At 60.6% G+C, this 14,751-nt stretch carries 15 protein-coding genes; 10 read left to right on the forward strand and 5 right to left on the reverse strand.

Annotated features, from left to right (window positions below; genetic code table 11):
- Nucleotides 1–73: 73 nt before the first annotated feature.
- Genes LG367_RS16750 through LG367_RS16760 form a run of 3 tightly spaced genes read right to left on the reverse strand, consistent with a single transcriptional unit; the run spans nt 74 to nt 1,976 of the window.
- Nucleotides 74–955, reverse strand: a complete 882-nt coding sequence (locus tag LG367_RS16750; RefSeq protein WP_226470416.1) for a carbon-nitrogen hydrolase family protein — start codon at nt 953–955, stop codon at nt 74–76.
- Nucleotides 952–1,566 (reverse strand): GNAT family N-acetyltransferase, encoded by a 615-nt coding sequence (locus LG367_RS16755; protein ID WP_226470417.1) that lies wholly within the window; start codon nt 1,564–1,566, stop codon nt 952–954. Before LG367_RS16755 ends, LG367_RS16750 begins: the two co-directional genes overlap by 4 nt.
- A gap of 5 nt (nt 1,567–1,571) precedes the next feature.
- Nucleotides 1,572–1,976 carry a ketosteroid isomerase-related protein gene (locus LG367_RS16760; RefSeq protein ID WP_226470418.1) on the reverse strand — a complete coding sequence of 135 codons (405 nt, stop codon included), beginning with the start codon at nt 1,974–1,976 and terminating at the stop codon, nt 1,572–1,574.
- 127 nt (nt 1,977–2,103) lie between these two features.
- Here LG367_RS16760 and ffh point away from each other — a divergent pair, with 127 nt between their 5' ends.
- The 7 genes from ffh (at nt 2,104) to rplS (ending at nt 7,857) form a co-directional block, all read left to right on the forward strand.
- Nucleotides 2,104–3,468: a signal recognition particle protein gene (gene ffh / locus LG367_RS16765; protein ID WP_226470419.1), complete on the forward strand. Its 1,365-nt coding sequence runs from the start codon at nt 2,104–2,106 to the stop codon at nt 3,466–3,468.
- Nucleotides 3,469–3,484: 16 nt separating this feature from the next.
- Complete coding sequence (locus LG367_RS16770; protein WP_226470420.1) at nt 3,485–4,561, forward strand: NAD(P)H-dependent flavin oxidoreductase; 1,077 nt, start codon at nt 3,485–3,487, stop codon at nt 4,559–4,561.
- A 117-nt stretch (nt 4,562–4,678) separates the two neighbouring features.
- Nucleotides 4,679–5,476, forward strand: a complete 798-nt coding sequence (locus tag LG367_RS16775) for an aminotransferase class IV family protein (RefSeq protein WP_226470421.1) — start codon at nt 4,679–4,681, stop codon at nt 5,474–5,476.
- Between the two features lie 101 nt (nt 5,477–5,577).
- On the forward strand, nt 5,578–5,841 hold the full coding sequence (rpsP, locus tag LG367_RS16780; protein ID WP_226470422.1) for a 30S ribosomal protein S16: 264 nt from the start codon (nt 5,578–5,580) through the stop codon (nt 5,839–5,841).
- A 72-nt stretch (nt 5,842–5,913) separates the two neighbouring features.
- Nucleotides 5,914–6,408 carry a ribosome maturation factor RimM gene (gene rimM / locus LG367_RS16785; RefSeq protein ID WP_226470475.1) on the forward strand — a complete coding sequence of 165 codons (495 nt, stop codon included), beginning with the start codon at nt 5,914–5,916 and terminating at the stop codon, nt 6,406–6,408.
- 79 nt (nt 6,409–6,487) lie between these two features.
- Nucleotides 6,488–7,231, forward strand: a complete 744-nt coding sequence (gene trmD / locus LG367_RS16790) for a tRNA (guanosine(37)-N1)-methyltransferase TrmD (protein ID WP_226470423.1) — start codon at nt 6,488–6,490, stop codon at nt 7,229–7,231.
- 215 nt (nt 7,232–7,446) lie between these two features.
- Nucleotides 7,447–7,857, forward strand: coding sequence for a 50S ribosomal protein L19 (gene rplS, locus LG367_RS16795; protein ID WP_226470424.1), 411 nt, complete (start codon nt 7,447–7,449; stop codon nt 7,855–7,857).
- A 608-nt stretch (nt 7,858–8,465) separates the two neighbouring features.
- On the opposite strand, the gene LG367_RS16800 is transcribed toward rplS, so the two are convergent.
- Nucleotides 8,466–9,509 carry an IS1595 family transposase gene (locus LG367_RS16800; RefSeq protein WP_226470425.1) on the reverse strand — a complete coding sequence of 348 codons (1,044 nt, stop codon included), beginning with the start codon at nt 9,507–9,509 and terminating at the stop codon, nt 8,466–8,468.
- Nucleotides 9,510–10,482: 973 nt separating this feature from the next.
- Here LG367_RS16800 and LG367_RS16805 point away from each other — a divergent pair.
- Genes LG367_RS16805 through LG367_RS16815 form a run of 3 tightly spaced genes read left to right on the forward strand, consistent with a single transcriptional unit; the run spans nt 10,483 to nt 14,137 of the window.
- Nucleotides 10,483–10,902 carry a hypothetical protein gene (locus tag LG367_RS16805; protein WP_226470426.1) on the forward strand — a complete coding sequence of 140 codons (420 nt, stop codon included), beginning with the start codon at nt 10,483–10,485 and terminating at the stop codon, nt 10,900–10,902.
- Nucleotides 10,899–13,352 carry a zeta toxin family protein gene (locus tag LG367_RS16810; RefSeq protein ID WP_226470427.1) on the forward strand — a complete coding sequence of 818 codons (2,454 nt, stop codon included), beginning with the start codon at nt 10,899–10,901 and terminating at the stop codon, nt 13,350–13,352. The genes LG367_RS16805 and LG367_RS16810 overlap by 4 nt, the downstream gene beginning before the upstream one ends.
- Nucleotides 13,353–13,411: 59 nt before the next feature.
- Entirely contained in the window at nt 13,412–14,137 is a 726-nt protein-coding gene (locus tag LG367_RS16815; RefSeq protein WP_226470428.1) for a DUF6988 family protein, read from the forward strand.
- Nucleotides 14,138–14,333: 196 nt separating this feature from the next.
- Here LG367_RS16815 and LG367_RS16820 read toward each other — a convergent pair whose 3' ends face one another.
- On the reverse strand, nt 14,334–14,708 hold the full coding sequence (locus tag LG367_RS16820; RefSeq protein ID WP_226470429.1) for a GFA family protein: 375 nt from the start codon (nt 14,706–14,708) through the stop codon (nt 14,334–14,336).
- Between the last annotated feature and the right edge of the window lie 43 nt (nt 14,709–14,751).

Raw genomic sequence — 14,751 nt, forward strand, 5'->3', positions numbered from 1 at the left:
CCGGCCGATGGAGGCCGCAAGACAAGTTGCGACGTCCATTCATCCCGGATGACCAAGCGCCGCTCCCCTTTGGCTAGAACGCCTCGACCTTCGCCTTGCGCAACCCGGGTTTCAGCTGCCCGGCCCAGTCGCCATCGTTGGCCACCTGCGCGTTGGCGCACGAGGCGTCGAGCGCGGCGAAATCGAGTTCGGCGTAGGCCCAGACCTGATCGCCATGCGTCTGTGCCAGTACACCGTCGGCGGGCAACCCGCGATCCATCGGCGCGTACACGGCGGCTTCTCCGGTGTTCACATCCAGCGCGGGACTCCATTCGGCCATGCCGGCGGTGACCGATTGCGCGACGAAGCAACGGTTCTCCAGCGCCCGCGCCAGGCAGCCCACGCGCACGCGTGTGGCGCCGGCCTCCGTGTCGGTGCAGCTCGGCACCGCGATCAGGCGCGCGCCGGCTTCGCATTGCGCGCGCACCGGCAGCGGGAACTCGCTGTCGTAGCAGACCGAAATGCCGGCGCGGACCGGGCCGAACTCGAACACCTTCAGCGCGTCGCCGCCTTCGATCACGCCGGCCTGCTTTTCGAAGCCGGTGAGTTGCAGTTTGTCCTGGAAGCCATGCCGGCCCTCCGGCGTGAACCAGTAGGCGCGATTGCGATACCGGCCGTCGCCGGCCGCGAGCAGGAAGCTGCCTGCCTGCACATGCAGGCGCAGTCGCGAGGCGAGGCCTGTGAACAGTTCCAGCCATCGTGCGTGCAAGGGTTGCAACGCGGCGAGAGAGGCATGCAAATCGCCACGCACGTCGTCGCCGAAGCTCGCGCCCAGTTCCAGTGCCAGATATTCCGGCAGCACGGCCAGTTCCGCGCCTTGCGCGGCGGCGGCCTCGAGCAGTTGCATCTGCTTGGCCGCGAAGGCTTCGAAATCGCGCGGCGCTCCGATCGGATATTTGGCGACGGCGATCTTCATGCTGCCGGCTCCAGCGGCCGCAGCCAGAAGGTCAGCGGCTTCTCGCTCTCGTCGCTTTCGCCGATTTCACGCCAGGACAGGTGCATGGTCATGCCGGGTCGGCGCTGGTAGCCGCGCTTGAGCCAGAACATGTCGTTGTCGCGGTGATTGCCGGGCCGGCGTGGATCGTCCTTGGCGCGGTCGACGGCGGCGAATGCGGTCCAGCGGAAGCGGCCGAGCGCCCGCGCATGCGATTCGCGCTCGTCGAAGAAGCGATGGCCGATTCCAAGTCCGCGATATTGCGGCAATAGGACGGATTCACCGAAGTAGAACACATCCTCGGGCGCTATCCCGCGTTCCACGAAGGGCCGCTGGAACACTTCGCCGTCGTGGTCCAGCGGAATGCCGGTCGAAGCGCCGATCACGTCGTAGCCGTCGAATGCGATCACGAACACGCTGTCCGGCGACTGCGCATACGTCGCCAGATATTTTTCTTCGTAGGCCTGATCGCCATCGTAGAGATAGGGAAACGTCCGAAAGACGGAGATGCGCAGCTTCGCGACCGCTTTCAGATACGCGCCGACTTCCGATCCGCGGAAACACTCGATGAGTGGTGTGCTGGAACCGACCATGGGAATTACGCGGATACCTGCGCGATCCAATCCTGCAGATTGTAGTAGTTGGTGACGCGCGCGATCTTGCCGTCGCGGATGTCGAAAAAGGCGCCGCCGGGCAGCACGTAACGCTGGCCCTTCGCGGGCGGGAGGCCTTCGTCGCTGACTTTGTAGGTGCCGTGCACGACATACTCGGCTCCGGCGCGCGTGCCATCGGTCGAAACCAGTACCACGATGTCACGCAACTGTTCCGCGTAGCTGCGGTCCATGCGGCCGAGGAACGCACGGAAGGCGTCGATGCCGATCTCGCGCTCGCCCTGATTGAGATCATGTGCGACGCCGTCGTCGAGCAAGGCGAGCATGGCGTCCCAGTCGGCGCGGTTGAAGGCATCGTAATAGCGGTGGATCAACTCTGAAGTGGCGCTCACGGTCGGCTCCCTGGATAGTAGGGGGGAGTATATAGCGAGAGGCGGGTCGGATTCCGGGCGATACGTCTCGGCGGGGCGAGGCACGGCCGCCCGGTATACTTGTGGATCGTTTCTTTCCTTCTCTCTCATGTTCGAATCCCTCACTCAGCGCCTCTCCGGCACCATCGAACGCCTGCGCGGCCGCGGCCGCCTCACCGAGGACAACATCCGCGAAGCCACGCGCGAGGTCCGCATTGCGCTGCTGGAGGCCGACGTTGCCCTGCCGGTGGTGCAGGCGCTGATCGAGCGCATCAAGGTGCGCGCGGTCGGCCAGGAAGTGCTGAAGTCGCTCACGCCCGGCCAGGCCCTGATCAAGGTGGTGCGCGACGAGCTGACCACCGTGATGGGTTCGGCGGCGAGCGACCTCAACCTCAATGTGCCGGCGCCGGCCGTGATCCTGATGGCCGGCCTGCAGGGCGCGGGCAAGACCACCACCGTCGCCAAGCTCGCCAAGCACCTGAAGGAAAAGCGCAAGAAGAAGGTGATGGTGGTGTCGGCCGACGTCTACCGTCCGGCCGCGATCGAGCAGCTGAAGACGCTGGCCCAGCAAGTCGACGTCGCGTTCTTCCCGTCCAGCGCCGATCAGAAACCGGAAGCCATCGTCCGCGCCGCCATCGACGACGCGCGCAAATCCTTCGCCGACGTGCTGATCGTCGACACCGCCGGCCGCCTCGCCATCGACGAAGCGATGATGGCCGAGATCAAGGCGCTGCATGCCGCGGTGAAGCCGGTCGAAACCCTGTTCGTCGTCGACTCGATGACCGGCCAGGACGCGGCCAACACCGCCAAGGCGTTCTCCGAAGCGCTTCCGCTGACCGGCGTGGTGCTCACCAAGACCGACGGCGATGCGCGCGGCGGCGCGGCGCTGTCGGTGCGCTACGTCACCGGCAAGCCGATCAAGTTCATCGGCGTGGGCGAAAAGCCCGACGGCCTCGACGTGTTCCATCCCGACCGTGTCGCCAGCCGCATCCTCGACATGGGCGACGTGCTGTCGCTGGTGGAGCAGGTCGAGCAGCAGGTCGACAAGGACAAGGCGCAGAAACTCGCCGAGAAGGTCGCCAAGGGCAAGAAGTTCGATTTGAACGACATGCGCGACCAGCTCGAACAGATGCAGAACATGGGCGGCCTCTCCGGACTGATGGACAAGCTGCCGGGCATCGGACAGATCCCCGACGCGGTGAAGAACCAGGTCACCGGCAAGGAAGTGCCGCGCCTGATCGCCATCATCAATTCGATGACGAAGAAAGAACGCCGCAATCCCGCGCTGCTCAACGGCTCGCGCCGCGCGCGCATCGCCAAGGGCTCCGGCACCACGCCGGCCGACGTCAACCGTCTGATGAAGCAGTACATGCAGATGGAGAAGATGATGGGCAAGCTCGGCCGCGGCGGCATGAAGGGCATGCTGCGCGGCATGCGCGGGATGATGGGCGGCGGTGGAATGCCGTTCCGCTGAGACGTTCATAGCCGCGATGACTTCGCCGCGCGCCCGCGCAACCGCATTCTGCGAACGCTTCGGCCTGCGCACGCCAATCCTGCTGGGACCGATGGCGGGAACGCCGCAGACGGCACTGTCGATCGCGGTCGCCAACGCCGGTGGAATGGCAGCGCTCGGCGCCTTGATGCTGACGCCCGCGCAGATCACGGCATGGATGCACGATTTTCGCGCGCGAAGCGACGGGCCTTGCCAGATCAATCTGTGGATTCCGGATCCGCCACCCGTTCGTGACGCCGAAGCGGAGACGGCGGTGCGCGGATTCCTCGGTCAATGGGGACCCGCGGTCGCGGAGAACGCCGGCGATGCGAAGCTCCACGATTTCGCCGCACAGTGCGATGCGACACTGGAAGCGCGACCGGCCGCCATCTCCTCGATCATGGGCGTGTTCCCGCCCGATGTCGTCGCGCGCGCCAAGGCCGCCGGCATCGCCTGGTTCGCCGCCGCGACCACGTTGTCGGAAGCATTGCAGGCGGAAGCCGCCGGTGCCGACGTCATCGTGGCGCAGAGTTTCGAGGCGGGCGGACATCGTGGTGCGTTCGACGCCGCCAACGCCGAGCGACAGGCGACCGGTCTGTTCGCATTGCTGCCGCGCATCGTCGATCGCGTGCGCGTTCCGGTGATCGCAGCTGGCGGCATCGCCGATGGCCGTGGCATCGCAGCGGCGCTGACGCTGGGCGCGAGCGCGGTGCAGATCGGCACTGGTTTCCTGCGCACGCCGGAAGCGGGCATCGCGTCGAGCTGGGCCGATGCCATCGCGGCGGCGGAGCCGGAGGATACCTGGCCGACGCGCGCATTCTCCGGACGCCTCGGCCGCTCGCTGGCGACGGATTACGTGCGCGCCGCGGCGAGCGAGGACGCTCCGCGTCCTGCCGCCTATCCGGTGCAGCGTGGCTTGACCGCCGCGATGCGCGAGGCCGCGGCGAAGTCGAACGACGTCTCGCGCATGCAGGCGTGGGCCGGGCAGTCGGCATGGCTGGCGCCGGCATTGCCGGCGGCGGAATGCATCGAGCGTTGGTGGAATGAGGCGGAAGCGCTATTGCCGTCGAAATGATCGCGGATTCTTTTCTTCGTTGTCTGATAGGAATCTCTGGACAATCCAACGCCCGTCATTCCGGCGAAGGCCGGGATGACGAGTTCTTCAACGCCTTTGAAACTTCGGCAGGCTGATATGTCTCTCGTGTTCTGCAACGGCCATCCCGCCACGACGGAAGATTTGCGCGCGCTGGCGCTGCGCAACTACAACCACTTCACCGTCATGCAGATACGGGGCGGGGCGGTGCAGGGATTGCAGCTGCATCTGCAACGACTGCAGGCGGGCACGCGCGAACTTTTCGCGATGGAACTCGATCCAGGCCGTGTCACTGCGGATTTGCGTCATGTTCTCGAAGCCGCGAACGCGAATGACTGCTCGGCGAGGATCACGGTGTTCTCTCGCGATTTCGATATCGACGATCCCGGTCGCGTGAGCAACATCGACGTGCTGATCGCCCTGGGGCCGCCATCCACGGCGACCACCTCGCCGCTGCGCGTGAAAACCTACCGCCACGAACGCGTCCTGCCACAGATCAAGCACGCCGGCACGTTCCCCTTGTTCCATTTCAGGCGGCAGGCCCGGCTCGACGGCTACGACGATGCGCTGTTCGTCGATGCGGAGGGGCGGATCAGCGAGGGCTCGATCTGGAATATCGGTTTCTGGGACGGTGCCCGGGTGGTCTGGCCGCAGGCCCCGGCGCTGCGGGGGATCATGGAGCAGTTGGTGGAAGCCGGGCTGCGGGATCTGGGGGTGGAGCAGGTCCGGCGAGAGGTGGTCCTGGCCGACCTGCCGGGCTTCCAGGCAGCGTTTGCCAGCTATTCCCGCGGCATCCACGCCCTGGCCGCCATCGACGGCGTCCCGCTCGACACCGGCCCGGAGCTGCCTGGACGGCTGGCCGAAGCCCTGGCGACCAGGCCCTGGGAGCCGATCTGACCGGCCGGCCGGGCTGGTTTCCCATCACCGGGTGAGTGGCTTATAATTTCCGGCTTACCTCGCCGTCCTGGCGACTGGGCAACACAGGAAGAAATACCGTTATGGTCAAGATCCGCCTCACCCGTGGCGGCGCGAAGAAGCGCCCCTTCTACCACATCATCGTCACCGACCAGCGCAGCGCGCGCGACGGTCGCAACATCGAGCGCGTGGGTTACTACAACCCCGTTGCCTCCGGTAACGAACAGCGCGTCGTGCTGGACGTCGCCCGCGTCGACCATTGGGTCGGGCAGGGCGCGCAGCTGACCGATAAGGTTCGCAACCTGTACAAGGAAGCGGCCAAGGCCGCGGCTGCCACCGCAGCCTGATCCTTTGCGGCCGCGCGCGTCGTGGCCGCGATCAGTGTCATGACCTCCGAAACACGCCCGGCCTTGTCGGGCATGGTGCTGTTGGGCAGGATCCACGGCGCGTTCGGCGTGCGCGGCGAAATCAAGCTCGAATCCTTCACCGAACCGCCGCGCAGCATCTTTCGTTATCAGCCCTGGACCTTGCGCGACGCGCAGGGCCGCGAGCGCGAGCTCGCCGGCGCGCGCGGGCGCGAGACCGCGAAGGGATTGGTCGCCGTCTTCCCGGACGTGGAGGATCGCGACGCGGCGGAAGCCATGCGCGGCACCGAAGTGTGGGCGCCGCGTTCCGTCCTGCCGCCGCCGAAACCCGGCGAATACTACTGGGTCGATCTCGAAGGTCTGCGCGTCGTCAACACCGAAGGTGTCGATTTCGGCGTCGTCTCGCACCTGTTTTCCACCGGCGTCAACGACGTTCTGGTGGCGAGGGGCGAGCGCGAGCGCATGATTCCCTTCGTCGAACCGGACTACGTCGTGTCGGTAGATTTCGAGGCCGGCGTCGTCACCGTCGATTGGGATGCCGACTTCTGAAGGGGCGGGGAAGGAGTGAGAGACTAGCCGTGCGGCATTCGCGTCCTATCCTTGTCTCCACCTGAGCATCCCACTTCCGATGCGCATCGACATCGTCAGCCTGTTCCCCGAATTCGTCGCACAGCTCGCCAGCCATGGCGTGGTCGGACGCGCGCAGGAGCGCAGTCTGCTCGTGTTGCACGGCTGGAATCCGCGCGACTACGCCGAGGGCAACTACCGCCGCGTCGACGACCGTCCCTTCGGCGGCGGTCCCGGCATGGTGATGATGATCGATCCGCTGCGAGCTGCATTGCAGGCAGCGCGTGCGGCCGATCCGCGGCCGGTGAAGACGATCTACCTCAGCCCGCAAGGGACGCCTCTCACGCAAGCCAAGGTGCACGAGCTGGCCGGGCGCGAACGCCTGCTGCTGCTGTGCGGCCGCTACGAAGGGGTCGACGAGCGCCTGATCGCGGCCGAGGTGGACGAAGAAATCTCCATCGGCGACTACGTCCTCTCCGGCGGCGAGCTGGCGGCGGCTGTGATCGTCGACGCCGTGGCGCGGCTGCAGGACGGCGCCCTCAGCGACGCCGAATCGGCCGCCCAGGACAGTTTCGAGGACGGCCTGCTGGACTGCCCGCACTACACACGGCCAGTGGAGCATGCTCTGGGCGACGTCCCGGAGGTGCTCTTGTCCGGCAACCATGCCGAAATCGCCCGTTGGCGCCGGCAGCAGGCCCTGAGCCGGACCTGGGCACGACGACCGGATCTGCTGGACGAGGGCGCACTGTCGCCGGCCGACCGCCGCCTGTTGGAGGCGTTCAGGGCCGGAAACGGTTCCAAATAGGCCGGATCGGGGCAATCGGAGTATCCGGGCTGCAAGCCGGCCGATCCGCCGGCGGATCGGCGGCGCGAACCCGGGCCAATCGCAGGTAACTGATTGCCCTGAAAAGAAAAATATCGCTATAATGCCCGGCTTCGCTCCACCCAAGCCATGACGCGGGTCCACGTGCACTCGCGCAACAACCACTCCAACAGGCAATTACAACCCGGACTCGTGCCATGAACAAGCCGTCGATCCACACCCTGCTGCAGAGCTTCGAAACCGAACAGGTGCAGCGCAAGCTCCCGGACTTCGGTCCCGGCGATACCGTCGTCGTCAACGTCAAAGTGAAGGAAGGCAACCGCGAACGCGTGCAGGCCTACGAAGGCGTTGTCATCGGCAAGAAGAACGCGGGTCTGAACTCCGCTTTCACCGTGCGCAAGATTTCGCACGGCTACGGCGTCGAGCGCGTCTTCCAGACCCACAGCGCCGCTATCGACTCGGTGCAGGTCAAGCGCCGCGGCGACGTGCGCTCCGGCAAGCTGTACTACCTGCGTGGCCTGGAAGGCAAGAAGGCGCGCATCAAGGAAGACCTGGCCGCCCACGCCAAGGCGAAGGCCGCCGCTGCCGCCGAAGCCGCCGCCGAGTAATCCACTCGCGCGACGCGACATCGCACGAAAGGCCGCCCAGAGGCGGCCTTTCGCGTTTCAGACGCTATTAGGGCGCACCTGCCAAATGAATGAAGGGTAGGAGGGGCGTAGGCTGCTTCTATGCAGACCAAAACCCCTCCTTCCCTGAAATGGCTTGTAAACAAACGGGCGCGGCTGGCCGGGACCATTGCCCGCTATGGAAATGACGCTAAAACCGCTCGTTTGTTCGCTGGCGATCTGGACAATCGCATCCGAGAACTACGGAAAGACCTACGGGCAATCGATCGCGCGCTAGGGATGCATGAAGTCGGTCTAGACCCGGACACTATCGCGGCGATTGGGACTCAAAAAGAGCTCCGGCTGTTGCCGCCAGGGCACCTAACGCGCCGCATCATGACATGCTTGCGGCACGCAAAGGGCCGATGGCGTTCAACGTCAGAGGTCATGGCCCATGTCGTAATTAACGCTGGGCTCGAAGTCGATGCTGCTAACCAAGCACAGGTGCGATTGTGCGTTCGGCGCCGCCTTAAAAATCTCCATGCTGCCGGACGGGTTGTCCGGCAGCATGGAGCAAGAACATCGAGAGAAGGCTATTGGGCGCTGCCGACTTATGACGTTGCCTGATCGAGACCCTCGTTCATGAGGATTTCTGTGCCCCGATGCTTACCTTGGTAGTATCCGCGCCACCAGCGGGAGTAGCCCGTCGTTAGCCCCTTCGTCAGCAGTTCCTCAAATTTCTGACCAATTGTGCGACGACGCACGTCTTCACGCCACGCCATTTCGCAGGACAAGTCAGCCAAGTAGGTTTTGCGGATGCCATGACCGATGCCATATTCCCATCGGCGCAACCTGCTGAAATAAGATTCAGCCTGATTCTCGTTGACGCCCTCAGGCGTGGACCATTCCACTTGATGATTGACTGTGAAATGGTCGTTCGTGGCTGAGACCATGGCATAAGCTGTGTTTTCATCCGTCATGATCGTTGCACATGGGCTGACGTAACGACGAATCAGCTCGGTCACAACCGGGCCGCTTTCGGCGAGAGCTACGACGGATATGCTTCGTACAGCACCTTTACCAATGTCTCCTGTCTCACGGAGTGTCATCACAACGCGCCTGTCCTTTACTCTCCTTTCCCAGTTCGAGCGAGTGGTCCCCGTGGCATGCCATGGCTTCCTTCGGCCAGTTGCGTTTCCGGAAATGCGATCTGCGATCAGTTGATTGTTGCGCCTTCCTCTCCGATTAGGTTTCCTAGGTTTTCCTCCAAAGTATCCGCCATCGATGTGGACCGTTCCTGCCAACGGCCGCAAGTCCTGACTACGCATCAAGGCCTCACGGAATTTTCCGATCATGATGTTGGCCCCCTTGTTGGAGTAGTTACTAAGCCGGCAGAGATGGACTCCTGCGACGCCCTTCACGCTAGTTACAAAGTAGAAAGCAAGAATAGCGATGGTGCGCAGCGATTTCTTGTGACTGGCGAACATCGTTGCCGACGTGACCGAAAATTGCCGCCTACAGGCTTTGCATCGCCATTGCTGGCGATTGGGAAGAACATAGTGGTTATCCCATGCGCCGCAGCCTGGACAGGCCTGATGCGTCTGACTACCCCAACGCAAACGGCAGAACAGATCATGGATGTCTTTGTCTGACATCCCGTAAATCATGTCGATTGTGAAGTCTCTATAGGTTGAACTACTTAAAAAATGTTGAGCCATAACCTTTCTCTAGTTGGCCGGCGCCAAATGGCGGGGCATGCATGCCCAACTGACGTTCCGGATTGAGATGGAAAGGGCGTACCCGCCCGTTCGCGCCTGGTGAGGGGCACGTTGACTTTTGGGAGGGTGGGAAGGCACTATAGCGAGGCAGTCTCTACTGCTTGCCAATTTGGAGCCCGTACCCCTGGCAGGGGGTGCGGGCTTCGTGCTTTCTAGCCCTAAGAAAAAAGCCCCGTCGGGGCTAAGACGTGTGGCGGCTAGGCGATAGGAATTCCTGGGAAATTTAGGGACCCCGATCTAAACATGATACGAGCTGGATTTCAAACGTAAGTCATTGATTTTTCGTGGTGACAAAGTCTGAACTGAATAGGGGAAATTGATGGTTGCGTGTCACCACGGATGCGATGGATATTCTCGCGTTTGGTTTTCGATCTGTGCTCGGACGTGATCAGGGGCATTGCACGACAAGTTCTGCGCAGAGCAGGCGGTTGTGCGTGAAGGCTGCTTTCATCTCAAGTCATTCAGCATCAGGCCAGACACGTTCCATTGCTCCGATCTCCGAGCGAACGTAGGATGTGATCGAACTTCCGGCCTTACGATTCCAAAGGCCCAATTGCTTGCCAGGAGTGGCCGGCCAGATAAGAAGAAGGAATTTGCGGTGGCAACACATCGTCATCTCTCGCTAAGAGTGCCGAATACCGGATGCAAGGGATGGGGAAGACATGCGTTGCAAAAATGCATGATCGAAGGCATTCCGGCGAGCTTGCGAGATCGCCCGGATCAATTCTGTAAATTCTCTAGGTCAACGGGCAATCCTCGCCGGACTGATCATCGCTATGGCATGAGCATGCATGCCCCTTTTTAGAAGGGTGAGCTGTCGCCATTCGACGTTTAGGCTGATCGAAGGTCCTTGTCTTTTGAAGAAAAGCTTCAACAACAGATCGAACATTCTGAATTCCTAATTTTCAAAAATTCCAGAGTCGCCATGTCGAATCTAACGCCGCCACTTGTGCCCGCTTCGCTACGTGAAATCTTGCATCCATACCCGGAGTTGATTGCGCGACTGCAAGAAGTGCTCGATCAATTCACTGAACCTAAACCGAGGCTGCAACCGTTTGACGAAGCTGTCTGGGCGCTTGAGAGTAGGCTCGGGGCCTTCATGGCTGAATCAGCAGATGAGATCGATATGGCTGAAACTGGCAGTGATGCCGCAGCCATAGAGCTAGCCAAAGCAAAGCGCGCTGCGGTAGGGCGAGCGCTCCTTCGCTTCGATCAGAATCTTGATGATCTCTGGGGTTATTTCCAAGAAAACAAGGGGGCTTACGAATGAGCCCTTCCAAGAGAGAAATTAGCAAGGACGATATTGCTCGGATATTTGAAGAAGAAGTTGTTCCGCAGAGTGGGATCGGTGATCTCAAATCACACGAGAATCCCAAAGCAATCATCTTGGCAGGGCAATCCGGGGCAGGCAAAAGCGGGCTGGCTCGGTCTGCTCGCGCGGAACTGTCCGGCGACGTTGTAACTATCGATCAGGATAGGCTTCGTGAATTTGATCCGGAGGTGCGGGATTTTCGAAAAGCACATCCCTACACATGGTCATCCGACACCCAAGCTGTATCTGGCAAATTGACCACAAGTTTGCGCGACCTGGCTATCGATGAACGCAAGAACATCATCATCGATACGACACTTGGTGATGCGCGAATGGCAACCACCATGGTCGAGAAGCTTAAAAAGAACGGGTATGACGTAGAAGTGCGCGCCATGGCCGCACACCGTATTGAGAGCGAGCTGGGTGTTGAAAAGCGTTTCAGCGGTGGCGTAGACGCCGATGGTTATGGCCGCTATGTCCCTGAAGAATTTCGTAAAAAAGCATATGAGGCGCTTCCGGGGAATCTAGATCGCGTACAGGCCGAGACAAACACTCCCGTACGTATATTTAATCGCGAGGGCGCGCAGCTATACGACAGCCGCACCAGCCCTATGACTCCTGGCGCTGCTCTGGAGCAAGCACGCGAAGCTCGACTGCAAGATCCCAAGGTCACAAAGGCTCTCAGCCAGGGTTGGCGAGAGCAACAGGCGTGGCATCAAGATTTGCCGGATAGCCTTGCGCAGAATCGAAAGATTCAGCCATCTACCGCCGATGCACTCCTTGTGGAGCGCAGCGAGTTAAAGGTTGTAGAGAATGTCTCAGGCCTTGCTGGAAAGTCGGCCGAACTTGATAGCGTGGTACGTGTCCGCCCAAATCTAATAAAGGGTAGCGTGGGCGGTGTCCTTGGCGTCGGTGCAATGGCCTATGACGCGGCCTCCACGTACAAAGATGCTTCGCAGTTGTACGCACAAGGAAATTCGTTCGGCGCTGAATCTAAGATCGTTGGTGCCGTCAGCCGCAACGTCGGTGGTTTGGCTGGTGTCGGCCTTGGAGCTGCCGCCGGAGCAGCGGTCACTTCGGAAACCGGCCCTGGTGCGCTTATTGGCGGCGCAGTCGGCGGCGTGCTCGGGGCCGTGGCTGGCGACAAGGTGGCTGAGTGGATTGACCAACATCGCATCAACAATCAATCCGACAAAGACGGTAACAATTGGACGTTCAACCCTAAGAATCCGGAGCAAGGCTGGATTCGAACTGGAAAAGAGCTTGATCTGGAAGCGATGCGCTACAGCGACGGAGCGCCTGTATACAAGCCAGAAACGCTAAAGGCATCGCCAGCGCTTGCCGACGAGTTGAACTATAAAGCCTCCAATATGGCCGTTAGCTTGGCTATATCGGCTCCTCCAAAAGCAACCGATCCATACAGGCTGCCTGCTAACGAGCATGATGCTCGGAGCGTCCATGAAATACCGTGGGTCCGCAATCCAAACTCAGAGCAGTGGACGCGGCTAGTGGTTGATGGCTACATCGACCGATCCCCACAGAGCCACACTGAAACCGCAAGTCCGCAGCGTGCGGCCGAGCTAGAACGCGACTCTCAGGCGATCATCAAACAAAACGCAGAGCGCACTCCGGCCGCCATGGCTGCGAATTACACCGCTGCCTACAATGAGTATGGCTGGTCGCGCCACGGCGACATTCCAGATGCGGTCAAGGATGCTGCTAAGAACCCAGGGCGCTTGATAGGCTCAGATGGTGAAAAATATGAGCGGGATGCCGGCGGGCAATGGACTAGCCATGGGATGATTTGGGACAGCAATCCCAACAGCACTCAGAAGAAGGAGTTGGATTCCACCTACGAACAGCAACAGAGGAATCTTAATCCTAAAACACTTGCGCCTGTAGAGGTGCGCCCCGACCCTCAAGTGCCCACGCTTTTGCCATCAGGCATTTCTTCCCCCAAGCGCCGCTCCCCGGAAGACCAAGATCATCCGGAAAACGCTGTTTATGAGAAGATCAAAAGTGGCGTTCAAGGCCTGGATCAGCAAGCTGGAAAGTCTTGGGATCAACACAGCGAGCGCATTACGGCGAGCATGCTCACGCTAGCCGCTGAAAAGAAATTCACGGCCGATGATGATCTCAAGGTGGCATTCAACAAGCCGACGTCCGAATTGGCGGGAGGGCAAATAGTTCATCTTTATCGAGTTGGAGGTTCCTCGCCTGATCCGGCTGCGAATCGTGCCAGCATGCCCACGGCCGAGGCGCTTTCTGTTCCTGCCGAGGACAGGTATCAGCAGGTTGAAAACATTCGTAAAACTCAATCGGAAACAGCCGAGCAGGAGCGCCAGCAGACGCTATCTCGAGGAGGCGAAGACCAGAGTCGCAACGTTCAAAAAGTAGCGCAGCAATGACCCGGGAGTTCGATTTCGCCAAGCTGGATCATGTTTGATGGGCAGCCGGAATCAGAAAGATGCCTAGCGACCGCTTGATTGCCGTACGTGCAAGATGCGCTGAATCGCGCCTGCAGCACGAAATACTCTACAAGCTAATACCTAAGTCAGTTCCTTCGAGAATTAGATTTGATCTAGCTCGTAGTTGTGTTGATTTGGCTCAAGAGCATCATAGCAGCGTCGTTCGGTTGATCGATGGCGGCTTTCACGCTGCATCAGCTGCCGCGCTGCTACGCCCGCTCTTAGAGGCTGGCTCAATTGCTTTTTGGTTGATGTACTGTGCTCCCAACCACTGGGTTCAGGGATTGCACCGGGCTTGCGAAGGGGAGGAGTCCACTTACGATACGCCTGACTTGGACAGTGCGCTTTCAGAATTACGGAAAGTTTTCCCGGCGATTGGCCCCTTGGCTGATGGCCTAAAGAACAAAGGTCCAGCAGCATGGCTTCATAAATACACGCACGGAGGCGTGTTACAGCTTTATCGTCGCAAGCTTCCCGAACACTGGTCCACCGAGGAGCTTATAGCTCATGTCATCATCGCAGATCATTTCGCGAATCTCGCGGCGGCGATATGCACGCGCATCTACGATGCTCCCGAATTAGCTGCTTATGTGTTCCCTCGGCGCGATTCGCTTGCCTTGGAAATACAAGCTATGACTGGCCAACAGGCTCCCGAGGGTCAGCCCGCTGAGCTGCCTGTTATTACGCTAAAGGACGATTGGGATAGCCGACAAATACCAAGGTGAGCGGTATTACAGGCCGAATGATCTATCTGCGCGGCGCAGACAAAGATGCCCTTTCAAGTGTGGGACATGAAAGGGCACCGCACGCCAAGGCTTAGTTCTTAGCCTGACTTTGGCAAATGCGCCCTAATAGCGGTTTCAGACGTTTGGTATTGATACCTGTGATCGTGCCGGTTGTGGTGGCGACATCGTCTTCCGCTTATTTTCGATTTTCCTCGTACTGCTCGGCTCCTTCGATCGGCCGTAGCCACGGCTCGCGGCGCTTGATCCAGAGTTCATAGCTCGGCACGAGTGCGGTGGGGGCTTCCGACAGGATCCCGAGCTTGATTTCCGCCTCTCGATCATCGGCAGAGAACAGCCGCGATCCACAGCGGGGGCAAAATTGTTGACCGTTGAATTCTGATGTCTCGCCCGCGTGTTCAAACTGATGGGCGGGCCAGACCGCATAGAAGGTGAAGGCCGAACCGCTTTCTTGCCGGCAGTCCGTGCAGTGGCATACGCCGATGCGCAAGGGTTCGCCGCGAACGGAAATCCGCACCTGTCCGCAAAGGCATTTTCCTGAAAAGATCTTCATGGCTGTTACCTATCCTGCCTGATGTCCATCAATCGATAAGGCT

This window comes from Luteimonas panaciterrae, assembly GCF_020511115.1.
Taxonomy (GTDB): Bacteria; Pseudomonadota; Gammaproteobacteria; order Xanthomonadales; family Xanthomonadaceae; genus Luteimonas; species Luteimonas panaciterrae.

Bases quoted from the DNA above. Each gene is read 5' to 3' on its own strand.
- ffh (WP_226470419.1), top strand. From the start codon at position 2,104: ATGTTCGAATCCCTCACTCAGCGCCTCTCCGGCACCATCGAACGCCTG.
- LG367_RS16800 (WP_226470425.1), bottom strand. From the start codon at position 9,509: ATGTCAGACAAAGACATCCATGATCTGTTCTGCCGTTTGCGTTGGGGT.
- LG367_RS16810 (WP_226470427.1), top strand. From the start codon at position 10,899: ATGAGCCCTTCCAAGAGAGAAATTAGCAAGGACGATATTGCTCGGATA.
- rplS (WP_226470424.1), top strand. From the start codon at position 7,447: ATGAACAAGCCGTCGATCCACACCCTGCTGCAGAGCTTCGAAACCGAA.
- LG367_RS16815 (WP_226470428.1), top strand. From the start codon at position 13,412: ATGCCTAGCGACCGCTTGATTGCCGTACGTGCAAGATGCGCTGAATCG.
- LG367_RS16750 (WP_226470416.1), bottom strand. From the start codon at position 955: ATGAAGATCGCCGTCGCCAAATATCCGATCGGAGCGCCGCGCGATTTC.
- rimM (WP_226470475.1), top strand. From the start codon at position 5,914: ATGGTGCTGTTGGGCAGGATCCACGGCGCGTTCGGCGTGCGCGGCGAA.
- rpsP (WP_226470422.1), top strand. From the start codon at position 5,578: ATGGTCAAGATCCGCCTCACCCGTGGCGGCGCGAAGAAGCGCCCCTTC.
- LG367_RS16770 (WP_226470420.1), top strand. From the start codon at position 3,485: ATGACTTCGCCGCGCGCCCGCGCAACCGCATTCTGCGAACGCTTCGGC.
- LG367_RS16820 (WP_226470429.1), bottom strand. From the start codon at position 14,708: ATGAAGATCTTTTCAGGAAAATGCCTTTGCGGACAGGTGCGGATTTCC.
- LG367_RS16755 (WP_226470417.1), bottom strand. From the start codon at position 1,566: ATGGTCGGTTCCAGCACACCACTCATCGAGTGTTTCCGCGGATCGGAA.
- LG367_RS16775 (WP_226470421.1), top strand. From the start codon at position 4,679: ATGTCTCTCGTGTTCTGCAACGGCCATCCCGCCACGACGGAAGATTTG.
- trmD (WP_226470423.1), top strand. From the start codon at position 6,488: ATGCGCATCGACATCGTCAGCCTGTTCCCCGAATTCGTCGCACAGCTC.